This window comes from Pseudomonas sp. G34 (assembly GCF_031119625.1).
GTDB lineage: Bacteria > Pseudomonadota > Gammaproteobacteria > Pseudomonadales > Pseudomonadaceae > Aquipseudomonas.
This window is the reverse complement of record NZ_JAVHZV010000017.1, coordinates 66,205-83,139: the sequence shown is the minus strand read 5'-3', so window position 1 is coordinate 83,139 and position 16,935 is coordinate 66,205. Positions and strand designations below refer to the sequence as shown.

17 protein-coding genes and 1 riboswitch are annotated in these 16,935 nt (G+C 63.0%); of the genes, 6 read left to right on the top strand and 11 right to left on the bottom strand.

Annotated features, from left to right (window positions below; genetic code table 11):
- Positions 1–64 precede the first annotated feature (64 nt).
- The 5 genes from QYS36_RS11880 to QYS36_RS11860 form a co-directional block, all read right to left on the bottom strand.
- The gene (locus QYS36_RS11880) at positions 65–721 is read right to left on the bottom strand and encodes an OmpA family protein (protein WP_111460620.1); all 657 of its coding nucleotides are present in this window, start codon (positions 719–721) and stop codon (positions 65–67) included.
- 124 nt (positions 722–845) lie between these two features.
- The gene (locus tag QYS36_RS11875) at positions 846–1,490 is read right to left on the bottom strand and encodes an MBL fold metallo-hydrolase (RefSeq protein ID WP_308839670.1); all 645 of its coding nucleotides are present in this window, start codon (positions 1,488–1,490) and stop codon (positions 846–848) included.
- A 171-nt stretch (positions 1,491–1,661) separates the two neighbouring features.
- Positions 1,662–3,029 (bottom strand): DUF1329 domain-containing protein, encoded by a 1,368-nt coding sequence (locus QYS36_RS11870; protein WP_308839669.1) that lies wholly within the window; start codon positions 3,027–3,029, stop codon positions 1,662–1,664.
- 28 nt (positions 3,030–3,057) lie between these two features.
- Positions 3,058–5,028: a DUF1302 domain-containing protein gene (locus QYS36_RS11865; protein ID WP_308839668.1), complete on the bottom strand. Its 1,971-nt coding sequence runs from the start codon at positions 5,026–5,028 to the stop codon at positions 3,058–3,060.
- A gap of 212 nt (positions 5,029–5,240) precedes the next feature.
- Entirely contained in the window at positions 5,241–6,923 is a 1,683-nt protein-coding gene (locus QYS36_RS11860) for a fatty acid--CoA ligase (RefSeq protein ID WP_308839667.1), read from the bottom strand.
- A gap of 183 nt (positions 6,924–7,106) precedes the next feature.
- Here QYS36_RS11860 and QYS36_RS11855 point away from each other — a divergent pair, with 183 nt between their 5' ends.
- On the top strand, positions 7,107–8,282 hold the full coding sequence (locus QYS36_RS11855; RefSeq protein ID WP_308839666.1) for an acetyl-CoA C-acyltransferase: 1,176 nt from the start codon (positions 7,107–7,109) through the stop codon (positions 8,280–8,282).
- 29 nt (positions 8,283–8,311) lie between these two features.
- Here QYS36_RS11855 and QYS36_RS11850 read toward each other — a convergent pair whose 3' ends face one another.
- On the bottom strand, positions 8,312–8,941 hold the full coding sequence (locus QYS36_RS11850) for a LysE family transporter (protein WP_308839665.1): 630 nt from the start codon (positions 8,939–8,941) through the stop codon (positions 8,312–8,314).
- A gap of 123 nt (positions 8,942–9,064) precedes the next feature.
- Between QYS36_RS11850 and QYS36_RS11845 the strand changes: the two genes are divergently transcribed.
- From QYS36_RS11845 to QYS36_RS11835, 3 genes are all read left to right on the top strand, one after another.
- Positions 9,065–10,030: a 2-hydroxyacid dehydrogenase gene (locus tag QYS36_RS11845; RefSeq protein WP_308839664.1), complete on the top strand. Its 966-nt coding sequence runs from the start codon at positions 9,065–9,067 to the stop codon at positions 10,028–10,030.
- Positions 10,031–10,102: 72 nt separating this feature from the next.
- Positions 10,103–11,101, top strand: a complete 999-nt coding sequence (locus QYS36_RS11840) for a class I SAM-dependent methyltransferase (RefSeq protein ID WP_308839663.1) — start codon at positions 10,103–10,105, stop codon at positions 11,099–11,101.
- A 58-nt stretch (positions 11,102–11,159) separates the two neighbouring features.
- A riboswitch (yybP-ykoY riboswitch) is annotated at positions 11,160–11,306 on the top strand.
- A gap of 91 nt (positions 11,307–11,397) precedes the next feature.
- Positions 11,398–11,985, top strand: a complete 588-nt coding sequence (locus QYS36_RS11835) for a TMEM165/GDT1 family protein (RefSeq protein ID WP_308839773.1) — start codon at positions 11,398–11,400, stop codon at positions 11,983–11,985.
- 118 nt (positions 11,986–12,103) lie between these two features.
- Here QYS36_RS11835 and QYS36_RS11830 read toward each other — a convergent pair whose 3' ends face one another.
- The 4 genes from QYS36_RS11830 to QYS36_RS11815 form a co-directional block, all read right to left on the bottom strand.
- Positions 12,104–12,922: a M48 family metallopeptidase gene (locus tag QYS36_RS11830; protein WP_308839662.1), complete on the bottom strand. Its 819-nt coding sequence runs from the start codon at positions 12,920–12,922 to the stop codon at positions 12,104–12,106.
- 159 nt (positions 12,923–13,081) lie between these two features.
- Positions 13,082–13,699, bottom strand: coding sequence for an SOS response-associated peptidase (locus QYS36_RS11825; RefSeq protein ID WP_308839661.1), 618 nt, complete (start codon positions 13,697–13,699; stop codon positions 13,082–13,084).
- A gap of 33 nt (positions 13,700–13,732) precedes the next feature.
- A complete protein-coding gene (locus QYS36_RS11820; protein WP_308839660.1) occupies positions 13,733–13,993 on the bottom strand; it encodes a putative signal transducing protein in 261 nt (86 codons plus the stop codon).
- The gene (locus QYS36_RS11815) at positions 13,993–14,175 is read right to left on the bottom strand and encodes a CPXCG motif-containing cysteine-rich protein (RefSeq protein WP_075929669.1); all 183 of its coding nucleotides are present in this window, start codon (positions 14,173–14,175) and stop codon (positions 13,993–13,995) included. Before QYS36_RS11815 ends, QYS36_RS11820 begins: the two co-directional genes overlap by 1 nt.
- Before the next feature lie 135 nt (positions 14,176–14,310).
- On the opposite strand from QYS36_RS11815, the gene QYS36_RS11810 reads away from it, so the two are divergent.
- Positions 14,311–15,474 (top strand): 1-acyl-sn-glycerol-3-phosphate acyltransferase, encoded by a 1,164-nt coding sequence (locus QYS36_RS11810; RefSeq protein ID WP_308839659.1) that lies wholly within the window; start codon positions 14,311–14,313, stop codon positions 15,472–15,474.
- A gap of 65 nt (positions 15,475–15,539) precedes the next feature.
- Here the strand turns inward: QYS36_RS11810 and QYS36_RS11805 are convergent, their stop codons facing one another.
- On the bottom strand, positions 15,540–16,124 hold the full coding sequence (locus QYS36_RS11805; protein ID WP_111460634.1) for a YajG family lipoprotein: 585 nt from the start codon (positions 16,122–16,124) through the stop codon (positions 15,540–15,542).
- Between the two features lie 143 nt (positions 16,125–16,267).
- Between QYS36_RS11805 and QYS36_RS11800 the strand changes: the two genes are divergently transcribed.
- Positions 16,268–16,462 carry a hypothetical protein gene (locus QYS36_RS11800; RefSeq protein ID WP_308839658.1) on the top strand — a complete coding sequence of 65 codons (195 nt, stop codon included), beginning with the start codon at positions 16,268–16,270 and terminating at the stop codon, positions 16,460–16,462.
- Positions 16,463–16,935: the final 473 nt, after the last annotated feature.

Genomic DNA, 16,935 nt, shown 5'->3' with positions numbered 1-16,935 from the left:
CATCTGCGAAGGTAGCAGGCATGAAAAACCCCGCCGCAGCGGGGTTTGTGATACGCGGTTTGGCTTACAGCGGGCGCAGGTTGATTTCCACGCGGCGGTTCTGTGCGCGACCTGCTTCATTGGCGTTGCTGGCAATCGGCTGGTTCGGGCCTGCGCCATAGGCAGAGATCCGCGAAGCGTCGACACCGTTGGCGGCCAGGTACGAGGCCACGCTCTGGGCACGGCGGGTGGACAGGCTCTGGTTCAGCTCGGCGGAACCGGTGCTGTCGGTATGGCCGACGATGTTCACGCCGTTCTTGTTGAACTCCTTGAAGGTCAGCACCAGCGAATTGAGCGTCGGGTAGAAGCTGCTGGAAATGTCCGCCGAGTTGCTGGCAAAGGTAATGTTGCCGGGCATGATCAGGGTCAGGTCGTTGCCATTGCGCTGCACCTGCACGCCGGTGCCCTGCAGCTGCTGACGCAGCTTGGCTTCCTGGGTGTCGACGTAATAGCCGTAGCCGCCCCCTGCTGCACCACCGACGGCGGCGCCGATCAGCGCGCCCTTCTTGCGGTCTTTCTTGCTCGAGGTGGCAGCGCCGACCGCGGCACCGGCCAGCGCGCCCATGCCGCCGTAGATGCCGGACTTGCCCGCCTGGCTTTCACCGGTATAGGGGTTGACCGTACAGCCGGACAGAACAGCGAAAACGGCCGTTGCGGCAATCAGGGTGCGGAGCTTGATCATGGGTAATCCTTAGTCGTGTTGCGAAGAGACAGACTTCTATCCGCGGCTTCGAGCCAGCGAACGCAGCCAAGTTCCCGACCAAGGCTAACAAGCACCACGCAGAAAATCTGTAAGCAGTTGTTCTTCAAGCACGCACGAAGGGGTTTTCGCGCATCTCGTCACCCAGTCGGGTGTCCGGCCCGTGGCCCGTCACCACGGTGGCGTCTTCATCCAGGCGGTACAGGCGCTGCTTGATGGAGCGCTCGATGCTGGCGTAATCGCCACCCCACAGGTCGGTGCGCCCGATACCGCGGCGAAACAGGGTATCACCGGCGATCAGCAGCTTGGCCTCGGGGAACCAGAAGCTCATGGAGCCTGGGGTATGCCCCGGCGTGTGCAGGGCCACGCCGCAGCCACAGGCCAGTGCCTCGTCATCGGCCAACCACTGATCAGGGGCAGGCACGGGGGTGTAGGGCACGCCGAACATCTGGCACTGCATTTCCAGGTTGTCCCAGAGGAACTGATCGTCCTTGTGCAGGTGCAGCGTCGCCCCGGTCTTTTCCTTCATCTGCCCGGATGCCAGGAAATGATCGAGGTGGGCATGGGTATGGATGATGCTCACCACCTTGAGGCCATGAGCCTCCAGCCGCGCCATGATCAGGTCGGGGTTGCCACCCGGATCGACCACGATGGCCTTGCCGCTGACAGGATCGCCAATGATGGTGCAGTTGCACTGCAAGGGGCCGACGGGAAATGTTTCGCGGATCATGCCAGGGGATGTCGATTGCATAGGGTGTTCCTGTAACGCAGATAGCAGGCGGAGAGCCCATTCTACCCGGCACCAGGCACTGCACGCTGAACCAGTCGAGCGAAGCGCCCGGCAAGCCCCACGGCCTTGGTGGCAATCGAGCGGGCAACAAAAAGCCGGCGCGGCGGCCGGCTTTTCGGTTTCACAGGGCGATCAACGCACGCCAGACTGGCGCAGTGCGGCCGGCGTGTAGTCGCTTTCCTTGGCAGGATAGTCGAACTCGTAGGCGCGCTTTTCCTCGTTCTTCAGGCCCAGGGCCAGGTAACGACCGGAGAGCAGATCGTGAATCACCTCGACGGCGTACCACGGCACCTGCTTGTCGTAGTAGTACTGGGCATGGGCTTCCGCCACGCGCCACAGGGTACCGCGACCGTCGTAATGGTCGATGGCAGCGGCCTGCCAGGTATCCTCGTCGATGTAGAAGTCACGCTTGGCGTAGATGTGGCGCTCGCCCTGCTTCAGGGTCGCGGTCACGTGCCAGACGCGGTGCAGCTCGTACCGGGTCAGGTCCGGATTCAGGTGCCCTGGCCTGACGATGTCGGCGTACTTCAACTTCGGCGAATCGAGACGGTAGCTGTTGTAGGGAATGTAGATTTCCTTCTTGCCCAGCAACTGCCAGTCGTAGCGATCAGGCGAGCCGTTGTACATGTCGAGGTTGTCGGAGGTACGCAGGCCATCGGCTGCGGTACCCGGGCCGTCATAGGAGACCTGCGGCGCGCGGCGCACACGACGCTGACCGGCGTTGTACAGCCACGCCATGCGCGGTTCCTTCACCTGGTCGATGGTCTCGTGCACCAGCAACACGTTGCCGGCCAGACGCGACGGCGCGGTTACCCGCTGCTTGAAGTAGAACAGGATGTTGCTCGGCTGGCTGGTATCGACGCCCTTCATCATGCTGCGGAAGGCGAACTCTTCTTCCAGGCTGACCGGGCTGAACGAGCCATTGGCCTGCGGCGTCACCTGCACCACGTGACGACGAACGCTGGCACCGCGGTAGCGGGTGATGTGGTTCCAGATCGCTTCCAGGCCGTCTTTCGGAATCGGGAACGGGTTGGCCAGCTGGAAATTCTCCAGCCCTTCACCGCCCTGGATCAGCTTGGTGTTGGTGGCGTTCTGCTTGGTCGCCGCGATGATGTTGTCCGGTACGGTTGCCGTGCGGTGCGTGGTGTAGACCGGCATCCGATAGGTTTCCGGATAGCGCTTGAACATCGCGTACTGGCCAGGCGTGAGCTTGTCCTTGTACTGCTCGACGTTCTGCGCGGTGATGGTGAACAGCGGCTTCTCGTTGGGGAACGGGTCGGCCAGGAAGCCGCCCGCATCCACTGCCCCGGCATTGACCGGCAGCCCACCGGTCCACGCCGGGATGCTGCCATCGGCATTGCCGGCCTTCTCGGCGCCGAGCGGCGTCAGGGTATTACCCAGCTTGGCCGCCTCGTCCGCCGACACCGCTGCCATCACACCGGTAGCCAGCAGCGACAAGGTCAGAGCGCCAGTTTGCAACAGCCTTTTTGTTGTTCTCATAAATGCGTTTTCCTATGAATACGGGCGCTTAGAAGTTCATACCGAAGCTGAGGGCCAGGAAGTCTCGATCTTTCTGCACGTTATATTTGCCGCCAAAGAAGCTGGTGTAGGCGAGGCTTGCCGTATAGGTGTTCTGGTACTCGGCATCGAGGCCGAGGCTGACCGCCTTACGCCCTTCTTCGAAGTTGGCACCCGGGCCAGGCGAGTAGCCTTTTACGTCGTGGGCCCACGCCACGTTAGGCTTGAGGTTCACCCCGGCAATGGCATCGTTGTAATCCCAGATCGCACGCATGCGGTAGCCCCAGGAGTCAGTCGTGGTATAGCCATCGTTTTCGCAATAGCGACTCAAGTTGCGTGCATCGCCAGCGCCGATCGTGCTGGCGTTAAGCGATTGGCAACGACCGCCTGCCAACGGCCCCGGACCAAATACCGGATCACGGCCATATCGAATGTCGGACGTACTTTCCAGCCCACCCACGTGCGTCCAACCGACCTCACCGACCACCGTCATCCGGGCAGCGCCCATCACCTGGTCGAAGAAGTGAGTGAAGGTTGTTTGCAGCTGGGTAATCTCCTTGCGGCGATAGCCATGACTGTCCTGCCCGGCGCTCGCCTGAATCGGCGAGACACTAGGGTCGACAAGGGTTAGGCCACCGAAAAGGATGTCAGTGGTATTAATTTGCACCGGTGCATTGGGTCGATAGCTGATTTCCCCACTCCACGCCGTACCGGTAGGTAGCGTGGTGGAGAAGCTCAGACCATAGAGACGGATGTCTTCGGGATACTCGATGAAGTACCTGCTGTTACCTGCCACAGCTGCGGAAACCAGCCCCGTGGCAGCCGTCTGGAATGCGGCGCTCCCCAGAACGCCGGCGCGTACTGCCGCCAGTACCGCTGGGTTTGCGCAGGCGCCAGCCAATGCCGCACATTGCTGGCCGATCAGCGATCCTGCCAAGCCTCCCGGCGCGGCTTGGGCAGCGGCCAGCGAGGAAGCTGAAGCGGCTTGTCCGCTAAAGATTGGGGCGCGGCTGTGATAGTTCATGAAGTAGGCACCAAATTCGGTGTCCAACTCTTGGGCGTACCAACGCAGCGCCAGGCCGAATTGGCCGTCGTCACGGGCATCCCGATCAGGCCCTCGCGGAACGATAACGCCTTCGGAAGTGGTTCGGTAGCCAGCGCCCGTCGCATCGGCAAAGCCTGAAATTGCCCCGAGTGCCGGGCTCAGCACGGCAAGGTTGTCGCTACAACCATCTGCGTAAACGTCAGGTTGCGAGAAGAACGTGCCGCAGTTATCGACGACCGTCTGGTCCCATTCCAGTTGATAGAAGAACTCCGCAGACAGATTGTCGGTCAGGCTTTGCGACACGTAGAACATGTTGACCGGAATCAGCCCCTCCTTGACCTCCGCGCCGGGACGACGGAATGCAGCGACGTCTACCGGGTTGATCGCGTTGATGCTGTTCTGGATAAAGGTACTTTCGCCCCAGCTGACTACCTGCTTGCCCAAGCGCACGGTGCCGGGCTGATCGGCGATGCTGTAGTTGTGATAGACGAATGCATCCAGCAACTCGCCGCCGGAGGACTTGGCGCCCTCCTTGCGGTTGGAATCACTGATGTCCTTGAACTCGCGACCCTCGTCCTTGAGTTCAAAGTCATACCAATACTTGCCGCGCACGAAAACACCAGTATCCCCATACTTGAGTTCGAGATCATGGATGCCTTTGAAAATCTTCGAGAAGGTTTCGCCGCGCTTGAAATTCAATCGCCCGTCATCGGTGGTCTGCGACAGGCCATAACCACCATTGTTGATGCCGATCAGGTTCTTATCGGCTTTCTCTGTCGACCAACTGGCCCCCACCGACAGCGACGAGTCGAATTGACCTTCGATTTCCCCGATATTGAAATTCACCGCGAATGCCGGGCTGGCAAGAGTTGATGCGAGGCTGACGGCCAGCGGCAGTTTTGCCAGACGCCAGAACGGCCTTGTTGTGTTGGTCATCGACGCTACTCCATTTGTTTTTGTTATGGCTGATTGACTAAAGCCAGCGAGCCTTGCCAGGTGGTGCTTGCAGTGCCCGAGACACTCTGGCTCGCCGGTTTAGAGGGATCAATCCCATCCGTGACAAGCCAAGGATGGCCGGAAACCAGCAATTAGCAAGCCAAACGCTTGTTTGACTGATCAGTCACATTTTTGCCGTTGAAATTCGTGCCTTACAGGGACGATAAAAACTCACTTCCGGCCTCCTGCCACTGCGCGAGATCAACGCGAATACGCTTTTTGTCCAGCTTGCCCACACTGGTCTTGGGAATTTCGGTAACAAGGGCGATCTGCGAGGGGATCGCCCACTTGTTGATGACCCCCTGCTCGACGAAAGGCGTGAGGTGTTCCTTGAGAATCCGCGCGTCCAGCGGCTGGCCTTCCTTGGCCACGACCAGGGCGAATGGGCGCTCGCCCCATTGCGTATCGGCCACCCCCACCACGGCCACTTCGCGAACCGCCGGCTGGCGACTGATCAGGTCTTCGAGCTCCAGCGAGGAGACCCACTCGCCGCCGGTCTTGATCACATCCTTGAGGCGGTCGCGGATGTCGATGAAGCCCATATCGTCCAGGGTTGCCACATCGCCGGTGTGCAACCAGCCATGGGCCCACAGCTCCTCGCCCTTTTGCGCTTCACGGAAGTAACCCTGGGTCAGCCAGGGGGCGCGCAACACCAGTTCGCCCTGGGTCTGGCCATCGGCGGGCAGGTGCTTGCCCTCGCTGTCCATGATCGAGGCTTCCACCAGCGGCACCGGAATACCGGCCTTGATGCGGTAGGCCGTGCGCTGCTCCTCGCCCCCGCCGAGCAGCTCATCGTTGAGGTAGGCGCAGGAGATCAGCGGGCAGGTTTCCGACATGCCATAGGCTGCCGTCAGCTGAATGCCCCTGGCCTTGGCAGCCTCATACAGGGCGCGGTTGAGGGCGCTGCCACCGATGATCACCTTCATGCCCTTGAAGTCATGCCCCTGGGCGCCAGGCGCGGCCAGCAGCATCTGCAGGATGGTCGGCACGCAATGGGAGAAGGTCACCTGCTCGCGCTTGATCAGCTTGCAGAGCATTTCCGGCTCGTAGCGCCCCGGATAGACCTGCTTGACGCCCAGCAGCGTCGCGACATAGGGCACGCCCCAGGCGTGTACGTGGAACATGGGGGTGATGGGCATGTACACGTCGTCATTGCCCATCAAGCGGATGCTGTCCAGGCTGCCCAGGGTGGTGGCCATCGACAGGGTATGCAGCACCAGTTGCCGGTGGCTGAAGTACACGCCCTTCGGATTGCCGGTGGTGCCCGTGGTGTAGAAGGTGGTGGCGACGGAGTTCTCGTCGAAATCGGCGAACGCATAGCTCGGCTCGGCCACCGCCAGCAGGCTTTCGTACTCACCGACGGATGCGGGGAGCTCGTCGACGGTCGTGGCGTTGTCGCTCAGCAGCAGGGTGCCGGTGACCGTGGTGAGTTGCGAGGCGATCCCCTGATACAGCGCGGCAAAGTCGCTGTTGACCAGCACGAAGCGGTCTTCGGCGTGGTTCATGGTGTAGAGGATCTGCTCGGGTGACAGGCGGATATTGATGGTGTGCAGCACCGCTCCCAGCATCGGCACCGCGAACATGCATTCCAGGTAACGGTGGCTGTCCCAGTCCATCACCGCCACGGTGTCGCCGGCCTTTACCCCGGCCTGGGTGAGCACGTTGGCCAGCCGCGCCACCCGTTCGTTGAAGGTTGCGTAGCTGTAACGAAACGTGTCGCGGTAGACGATTTCACGGTTTTTTTCGTAACGGCTGCCCGACAGCAACAGGCTTTTGATCAGCAACGGGTATGGGTGGGCATTCGCGGCGGGGGGAAGGATGCGGGTCTGCAACATGGGCTCACCTGTTCTGGACTATTGTTGGAAGCGATGAAGATGAAGCGAAACCTGAGCGCTGATGGCACCTTGCCCAACATTAACGTGTGGTAGCGCTCGCTCAATCAGCCAAAGGGATGATTGTGTTGCTCACTATGACCAGCGGGCCGGTTTCGCCCCCTATTTGCAGATCAAGGTGAACCTATGTCGGATATCGTTATTGTCAGTGGCGCTCGCACGCCCATGGGTGGTTTTCAGGGTAGCCTGGCTTCGCTAAGCGCAACGGATCTTGGTGCCGCAGCGATACGCGCGGCCATCGCCCGGGCGGGTGTCGCCCCTGACGACGTGCAGGAAGTGATCATGGGCTGCGTGCTGCCCGCCGGGCTCAAGCAGGGCCCTGCTCGCCAGGCAGCACTTGCCGCCGGCCTGCCGAGCGCCAGCGGTTGCACCACTATCAACAAACTCTGCGGCTCGGGCATGAAGGCGGTGATGCTCGCCCATGACCTGATCAAGGCTGGCAGCGCCGATGTGATGATCGCCGGTGGCATGGAGAGCATGTCCAATGCCCCCTACCTGCTGCCCAAGGCACGTGGTGGTTTGCGCATGGGCCATGGCGAGGTCAAGGACCACATGTTCTTCGATGGGCTGGAGGATGCCCGTACCGGTCGGCTGATGGGCTCGTTCGCCCAGGAAACCGCGGATAGCGCTGGCATCACCCGCGAAGCGATGGACGCCTATGCCATCGAGTCGCTGCGCCGTGCACAGCAGGCCATGGCTTCAGGCGTGCTGGCCGCCGAGATCGTGCCGGTGAACGTTGCAAGCCGTAAGGGTGAGGTCGAGGTGAAGGAGGACGAACAGCCGCTGAACGCCAGGATCGACAAGATCCCCAGCCTGAAGCCGGCCTTCAGCAAGGACGGCAGCATCACCGCCGCCAACGCCAGTTCGATTTCCGATGGCGCCAGCGCGCTGCTGCTGATGAGCGCAGAACAGGCCCAGGCTCGCGGCCTGCAACCGCTGGCGCGCATCGTTGCGCATGCCACCCAGAGCCAGGATCCCAGCGAATTCACCCTCGCGCCCATCGGCGCCATCAGCAAGGTGCTGCACAAGGCCGGCTGGCAGAAGGCAGAAGTCGACCTGTTCGAGATCAACGAGGCCTTTGCCATGGTCACCATGCTGGCGATGCGCGAACACGACCTCGATCACGCCAAGGTGAATATCTACGGCGGCGCCTGTGCCCAGGGGCATCCGGTGGGTTCGACCGGCTCGCGCATCATCGTCACGCTGATCAACGCCCTGCGCCAGACGGGCGGCAAGCGCGGCATCGCCTCGCTGTGCATCGGCGGCGGCGAGGCGACGGCGGTCGCGGTGCAACTGCTGTAACCGGCCAGCCAGGAGCGCCACCGCGCTCCTTATTTCAGCTCGGTAAACGCCAGCTTGATGCCGAGGCCGACCAGCACCGCACCCATCAGGCGATCGAACCAGTGGCCCATGCGCGCGAAGCCGTCGCGCACCCGCTGCTGGCTGAACAGCATCGCCACCAGGCAGAACCACACTGCCGTCGCCACGGCCAGGTACACCCCGTAGCCGCCCTGCACGAGCAACGGGGTGTGCGGGTTGATCACCACGGTGAACAGCGACAGGAAGAACAGTGTCGCCTTGGGGTTCAGGCCATTGGTCACGAAGCCGGTCACGAACGCTCCACGGGGTGTTCTCGCCGGGGCAGCGGCCTGTTCCTGCAGCGCACCGGGTGCTGCCGGGCGCGCGCGCAGGGCCTTGAAGCCGATGTACAGCAGGTAGGCGGCGGCCAGCCACTTGAGGGCGTTGAACAGCACGATCGACTGGGAAACGATCAGGCCGATGCCCAGTAGCGAATAGGCCACGTGAACGAAAATCCCGGTGCCGACGCCCAATGCGCAGAACACCCCGGCGCGCCGACCATGGGCCACGCTTTCACGCACCACGATGGCGAAATCCGGCCCCGGGCTCGCGACGGCCAGCAGGTGAATGAGGGCAACGGTGAAAAACTCCATCCAGTACACGGCAGCTCCAGAAATTGGCTGATTGATTCAACGAGGCCGGCGCGCAACCCGTAGGCAGGCGGCGGCGCGCTTCTGATAGGCTGCACTTTACTTCCCGACAGTACAGCCAGAAAGGTACAGCTGATGAGTAAAACAGGCCGCGCGGTGTTTCTCGATTATCGCTCCCTCGACCTTGGCGATCTGGACATGACGCCGCTGCGCGAACCGTTCGCCGAGCTGACGCTGCACGACCAGAGCAGCCCGTCGCAGATCATCGAGCGCCTGCAGGGCGCCCGCGTGGCGATCAGCAACAAGGCCGTGATCGACGCCGCCGTGCTGGCGGCCTGCCCGGATCTCGAGCTGGTGCTGGTCGCGGCCACCGGTACCAACAACGTCGACCTTGCCGCAGCCCGGGCGCACGGCGTGACCGTGTGCAATTGCCAGGGTTACGGCACGCCTTCGGTGGCCCAGCACACCCTGACGCTGCTCCTGGCCCTGGCCACCAGCCTGGCGGACTATCAGCGCGATGTCCGTGCCGGCCGCTGGCAGCAATCGCCGATGTTCTGCCTGCTCGACCACCCGATCGTCGAACTCGAAGGCAAGACCCTCGGCCTGCTTGGCCACGGCGAGCTGGGCGGCGCGGTGGCCAGGCTGGCCGAAGCCTTCGGCATGCGCGTGCTCTATGGCCAACTCCCGGGGCGCCCGCCGCGGGCCGATCGCCTGCCGCTGGATGAACTGCTCACCCAGGTCGATGCCCTCACCCTGCACTGCCCGTTGACCGAACAGACCCGTAACCTGATCGGCGCCCGGGAGCTGGAGCTGCTCAAGCCCGGCGCGTTCGTGATCAACACCGCCCGTGGCGGCCTGATCAACGAACAAGCCCTGGCCGACGCCCTGCGCGCGGGCAAGCTGGGCGGCGCGGCGACCGACGTACTGACCCAGGAGCCGCCCAAGGACGGCAACCCGCTGCTGGCTGCCGACATTCCACGGCTGATCATCACCCCGCACAGCGCCTGGGGCGCCCGCGAGGCGCGCCAGCGGATCGTTGGCCAACTGGCGGAAAACGCGGCGAGCTTTTTTGCCGGGCAGGCCAAGCGCCAGGTCAACTGATCCCATGACGCGTCGGGCTTGCAGCTTGCGGCCCAGGCCCCTACCCTTCGCGCTTTTGCCGGGGTAGAGCTGATGGATCCGCGAAGTGAAGTGCTGCTGCGTCAGGCCGAGCTGTTTGCCGGCCCCGCCTTGCTCGCGGGGCTGCCGGCCGATGACCTGTTGGCACAGCTGCCCCAGGCGTCGGGCTGGAGCTGGCACGCCGGTGACCAGGCGAGGCTCGCGGCGCGCTTCGCCGGGCGCAGTGCATTCGACATCGCACCACCCGCGCATGCTTTCGAGACGGCCGTGTTGTTCCTGCCCAAATCCCGCGAATTGACCGCCTACCTGCTCGATGCCCTGGCCGCCCGCCTGCCTGGCAAGCTGCTCTACCTGGTGGGCGAAAAGCGCGCCGGCGTCGAGCGCGCGGCCAAGCAGATGGCCGCCTACGGCACGCCGCGCAAACTCGACAGTGCCCGCCACTGCCAGCTGTGGCAGGTGCGCGTGGATCAGGTGCCTGCAGAACCGGCTCTCGCCACGCTGGCGCAGCGCTACAGCCTGCCGCTCGATGACGGCCCCCTCGAGGTGGTCACCCTGCCTGGGGTGTTCAGCCACGGTCGGCTGGATATTGGCAGCGCACTGCTGCTCAAGCATCTGGATCAACTGCCAGGCGGCCATCTGCTCGACTTCGGCTGCGGTGCCGGGGTGCTCGGTGCAGTGCTCAAGCGCCGCTATCCGCACAGCCAGGTCACCCTGCTGGACGTCGATGCCTTCGCCGTCGCCAGCAGTCGCCTGACCCTGGCTGCCAATGGCCTGCAGGCCGATGTCATCAGTGGCGATGGTATCGCCGCGGCACCGGTCGAGCTGAGCGCCATCCTCAGTAATCCGCCGTTCCACCAGGGCGTGCATACCCACTACCAGGCCAGCGAGGACCTGTTGCGCCAGGCCTCGCGGCACCTGCGCAAAGGCGGAGAAATCCGCCTGGTGGCCAACCGTTTTCTCAAGTACCCACCCCTGATCGAGCAATATATCGGCGCCTGTCACACCCTGGCCGACGCCGATGGTTTCCGTATCTACCGGGCCATCAGCCGGTAACGGCCGGCGCCTGCGGCATGGCGGCGCAGGCCTTGCCCAACGCATGGTGTTTGGGCAGAATGCGCGCGTCCTAGGGGAGTAGTCTCCCGCGAGCGCCCGCTCGCCCGGCACGCATCAACATACTTGGTCGGCTGACCATGGTGCGTGCGACCCAAGATCCGCCAAGACGGATCGGCGCCGTTCGGTTCGAACGCTGCCCGGGGTTTGACAAGACCTATGACACGCACACCTTACCCGGGGCGGGAAGGCTGTACGTGTCATAGCCGTGTCTACCCGCCCCTTTAGGAACCGCGATGCTGGAATCTCTTTTCGTTCCCACCCTGATCGTTGCCCTGGCGGAAATCGGCGACAAGACGCAGTTGCTCGCGCTGTTGCTGGCCGCGCGCTTTCGCAGGCCCTGGCCGATCATCTGGGGGATGGTGGTCGCCACCCTGGCCAACCACCTGGCTGCGGGTGCGCTGGGCAACTGGGTCGCCGGGCTGCTGTCGCCGGCACTGCTGAGCTGGATCCTCGCCGCGTCCTTCATCGCTGTGGCGCTGTGGACGCTGATCCCGGACAAACTCGAGGATGACGAAAGCTCCAGCCTCAAGCGCCACGGGCCGTTCCTGACCACCGTGATCGCATTCTTTCTGGCCGAGATGGGCGACAAGACCCAGGTGGCGACGGTGATGCTCGCCGCCCAGTACCCGCACTTCATAATGGTGGTGCTCGGCACCACCCTGGGCATGCTGATCGCCAACGTGCCGGTGGTGCTGGCCGGCAACTTCGCCGCCGAGCGCCTCCCCCTCACGCTGATTCGCCGGCTTGCAGCCATCGCCTTTGCGGCCCTGGCACTTTACGCCGCCTACCAGGCCATGCTGCTGAGCGGCTTTCTGAACGGCTGATGGCACGATCAAAGGCGCCGTTACGCAGGCGGCGGCTCTCACCTATTCGGCAGGCAGCACGGCAAACCAGGTAGCCAGCTCCCGAGCATGGCTTCGGGAGCTGGACACTGGCTGGCGATCAGTTCTTTTTGGCTTGCTGATAGAGCGGCATGACTTTCGGAATCGTCGCCTGCAGCGAGGCGATGCGGCTCGACGAGGAGGGGTGGGTGCTCATGAACTCTGGTGGCGCACCTTCGCTGGCCTTGGCCATTTTCTGCCACAGGGTGACCGCCGCGTTGGGGTTGAAGCCTGCACGGGCAGCCAGTTCCAGGCCGATCAGGTCGGCTTCGTTCTCGTTGCTGCGGCTGTTGGGCAGCGTCATGCCATAGTTCACCGCCGCATCAGCCAGCGCCATCTGGTCCGAACTCACGCCCAGCAATGCGGCAGCGCCCTGCTTGGCCATGTTCAGCCCATAAGCCTTGGACATCGCCTCGCGGCCATGCTCACGCAGGGCGTGGGCGATCTCGTGCCCCATGACGGCAGCGATTTCGTCATCGGTGAGCTTCAGTTTCTCGATGATGCCGCTGTAGAAGATGATCTTGCCGCCAGGGCCGCAGTTAGCGTTGAGCTCGGGGCTCTTGATCAGGTTGACCTCCCACTGCCACTGCGCCGCATCCGGGCGGAACAGCGGCGCCTGCTTGATCAGGCGATCGGCGATACGCTGCAGGCGCTTGGCGTCGGCGCTGGTCTTGTCCAGCACACCCTTGCTGGAGGCCTTCTGCAAGGTCTCCTGGTAGGACTGGGCATACATCTGGTTGACCTCATCGGTCGACAGCGCGCTGAACATGTACTGCTTGCGCTCGACACCTACCGCCCCACCGCTGGTGGTGTTCACGGCTTGGCATCCTGCCAGCAGCAGAGCCGCGGTCAGCGTGGTAATGGACAACGACGATTTCATGCTGGAACTCCCTGGGTACTTGAGCGAAATATGCTAACAGGCTGTTGAAAAACTACCTACGCTGCGCCGCGTCGTTAAAAAAGCCTGGCGTCAGTTGCCTCGCCTAGGTTTTCAGCGGCCTGCTGGGGGGCTGCCCGCATTCAAGCGCAAGCCAAAGCCTCAGACAGGCGTCAGACACTCCGGCCCGTCGAGCTTCGGGTCATTGACCAGATTGCTCAATACCCGTTCCCGCAAGGGCTGCGCCCTGCCGACGAGCAGCGCTTGCAGCTCCTCGAGCGGCGTGTCAGCGGCCAGCCAGCGCTGCCTGTCGCGCGCATCGAGAATCAGCGGGCGACGCAGCGACGCAGCAGCCTGGGTGATCATCGCCGTGCTCAGGTAAACCTGCCCCTCCACCGGGTAGGCCTCCCAGACCGCGGCGAAATACAGCAGCGGCTCCTCGCTGCTCAGCCAGTACGGCCGTTTACGCGCCGCACCGCGCCACTCGTAGAAGCCATTGGCCGGAATCAGGCCACGGCGCAGGCGAAACGCGTCGCGAAACATCGGTTGCTCGGCCAGGGTTTCGGCGCGGGCGTGGGCCGGTGTTTTCGACAGGTCCTTGAGCCACGGCGGAGTCAGCCCCCAGCGCGCGCGAACCAGCGCAGGCTGCTCATGCTCGCTGCGCAACAGCAGCACCTGTGAGCCCGGCGCGAAGTTCCAGTGCGGCTGCTGGTCAGCGGGAAAACCTGGCTGCGCCGCAAAGGCTGGCGTCCAGCGAAACAGCGCGAAGCGTCCACTCATTGAAGGCTCGATCAGGATAAGCGGGCGCGCCGTTCAGCACAGCAACACGCCCTGAACATTGTCCGGCTCGTCACCGGGTAGTGGTTGCGCGCCATTGTACTCGCCGATCAGCCAGCGGGCGCGCTCGGCGTCGGCGTCCTCGACCAGCATGCCGAGCAACCCGCACGCCGGCAGCTCGCCCACCGCGCCGGCCAGATGGGCACCGACCAGATGCGCCTGGATGCCCTCGCTGGCCAGCATGGCCTTGAGCAACTCGCCTTCCATCAGGTCCTGCGGCTCATAGACGCGCTTCATCAGTCGTTCTCCCCACGCACATCCAGGTGCCAGCTCTGGCCGTCGGTCTCGAGCAGGAAAACGATGGGCCGGCAGCACACCGGGCAGTCCTCGATGTACTGCTGGTCACCAGCCGACAAGTCCAGTACCGCCTCGACCGGCTCGCCGCAGTAGGGGCACTGATAATCCTGGGTTTCCAACATGGGGCGCCTCCGTGTGACTTGCAGGGTATAATGGGCGATCTATTGCTGCACCTCGAGTTGCCGTCACGCGTGATTACGGCACAGGGCGCAGCGCTTCCAAGTCTTCAATCGCAGCGATAATCACAAGAGATCATGATGGGCGAATTCGACAGCATCCGACCCTACGCCGACGCGGAAATTCCAGCGGTTCTGGCGCGCCTGTTGGCCGACGATGCGTTTCTCGACATCCTTACCCAGTTTCGCTTTCCGCGCCTGGCCAGCCCGTTTGGCTGGCTGCTCAAACCTCTTATAGCCCATCGGCTGCGCTCGCAGTTCCGCCATATTGGCTCGGTTCGCGCGCTGCAGGAATCCATCGAGCCGTATATCGACCGTACCGTCGAGCATGCCACCGATGGCGTGAGCTATTCCGGCGTGGAAACCCTGAAGGCCGGCAACCCCTACCTGTTCCTGGCCAACCACCGCGACATCGTCATGGACCCGGCCTTCGTCAACTACGCCGTGTACCACGCCGGCCTGCAGACACCCCGCATCGCCATTGGCGACAACCTGCTGCAGAAGCCCTTCGTCAGCGACCTGATGCGCCTGAACAAGAGTTTCATCGTGCACCGCTCGATCACCGGCCGCCGCGAAAAACTGGCGGCCTATCAGTTGCTGTCGGCCTATATCAGCCATTCGATCTGCCAGGACGGCGAGTCGATCTGGATCGCCCAGGCCGAAGGCCGTGCCAAGGACGGTGATGACCGCACCGACTCGGCGATCCTCAAGATGTTTCATATGAGCCGCAAGGACGAGCCGTTCGCCGAGGTGATCGCCAGCCTCAAGCTGACGCCGGTGTCGATCAGCTACGAGTACGACCCCTGCGACCAGGCCAAGGCCCGCGAGCTGTACACCCGCGCCACCACGGGCAGCTATACCAAGCAGCCGGGCGAGGATGACAAGAGCATCGGCCTGGGCATCACCGGCTACAAGGGGCGCGTGCATGTGCATTTCGGCGACCCGATCACCAGTGGCTTCGAGGATGCCAAGCAGTTGGCCGCGCTGACCGATGCGCAGATTCTCAGCGGTTATCGCCTGTTCCCCGTGCACTACCTGGCCTACGCCATGTGGAGCGAGCGCGATCCGCAACTGGAGGTGCCGGCAGCCGAGTCACTGTTCACGGCCGCCGAGCTGGCCGCTGCCACCGAGCAATGGCAGCAGCGCCTGAGCCGCTGCCCGAGCGAGCAACAGCCCTACCTGATCCTTCAGTACGCGATGCCGGTACGCAACCAGTACCGTATCAAGGCCGGCCTGCCGCTTTGATCAGGATCCAACGCCAATGAAAAAGCCCCGAAATTTCGGGGCTTTTTTCTTGGCTGCCGTGAGGCTCACTGACCGCTGAGGATCTGCCCCAGGGTCGGGTCCTTGAAGGCACGCGTCAGTGCATCGCTCAACACATCACTGACCAGCTTGGTGTTGGTTTCCTGGTTCGGTGCCATACCGAAACGCTGGTTCAGCGAGGCCCCGTAGCGGCCGCTGTAACGGCGATTGCTGTTCTGCACATCGGCACGGAAGCTGGCGGTCATGTTGGCTTCGGTGACGTACAGACCTTCCTTGGGCGACTGGTACTTGAGCTCGGCCAGGGTCAGGGTCAGTTGCGGCGCGTTGTAGGCATTGGCCGACGGGGTGAAGCCCAGCAGGCGCACGGCCGCCTCGGCCTGGGCCTGCAGCTTGGGCAATACATCCTGGCCCGATACGCTGATGGCGCTGGTCTCCGGATACAGGCCACCGCGGGTTCCCAGTACCGGCGAGGGACGCCCATCGACAACCCGCACCACCACAGGCTGGCCCTGACCTACAGGAGTCAGGGAGCCGATCAGCCTGGGCTGCGGGCTGAGTTGTTGCGGGCTGTGGGCACAACCGACAAGAGCCAGACTGATAACGGCAACCAGACCAAACAACAGGCGATTCATACTCGGTTCTCCATGGGGGGCGCTTAAGGCTCGCGAAGTATAACGAATCGACCTGTAAACGGTGAGCGCGGTTCCGCGTCACCGGCTCGTCACATGCCGGCGGTATAAGACTTTGGTCGCTTTGCGTGAACGGAGCTTGTTTGATGCGTGCCCTCCTGCAGAAAATCACCGGTACCCGAAACCCGCGCATTTTTGCCTGCGTCGATGACCAGGGCATCTGCCGCGCATTTCGCCAGAGCGCCCATCCGCCGGGGCCTGCAGGTTGGCATGAGGTCAACGAACAGCGCCTGACCTGGCTCGGTGCGCCGTTGCCGAAAAGCGCATTCGCCCGCCACTGAGCGCCCGCCAGGGCGTTTTAGCCCCCCAGTGCGCGTGCAATAAAAGTCACACGCACCTGATCACTTCCCGCGCTTTCGCCCTTATAATCACGCCCCGATTATAAGGACGCCTCCTGATCGGCATCGCCGTACCGCTGATGCAGTCATGCCATCGGCAACGCCACAGAGAGTCGCCCCCTTCGTGCTGCTCGATATCAGAGCCCTTCCTCCCTGCAGTGCTGCGTTTTCGCGGAACATCTGCGGGCTGGGACGGCCCAACAGGCACATGAACTTTTGAGGTTCGCGTTCCAAAAGAACGTGAAAAAATGGTTTCAACAACTTCACAAGAGTGTGGCGAACATATGAATCATCTTGCGGCAGGACAAGGCGACCTCCTACCGTCATCCCAATCCTCAATACAGCTCTGCAACCGCTGACAGGCGCCTTTGACGCCCAGGCCGACGGCCTATGACTGGACGCTGATTTTTTGGAGA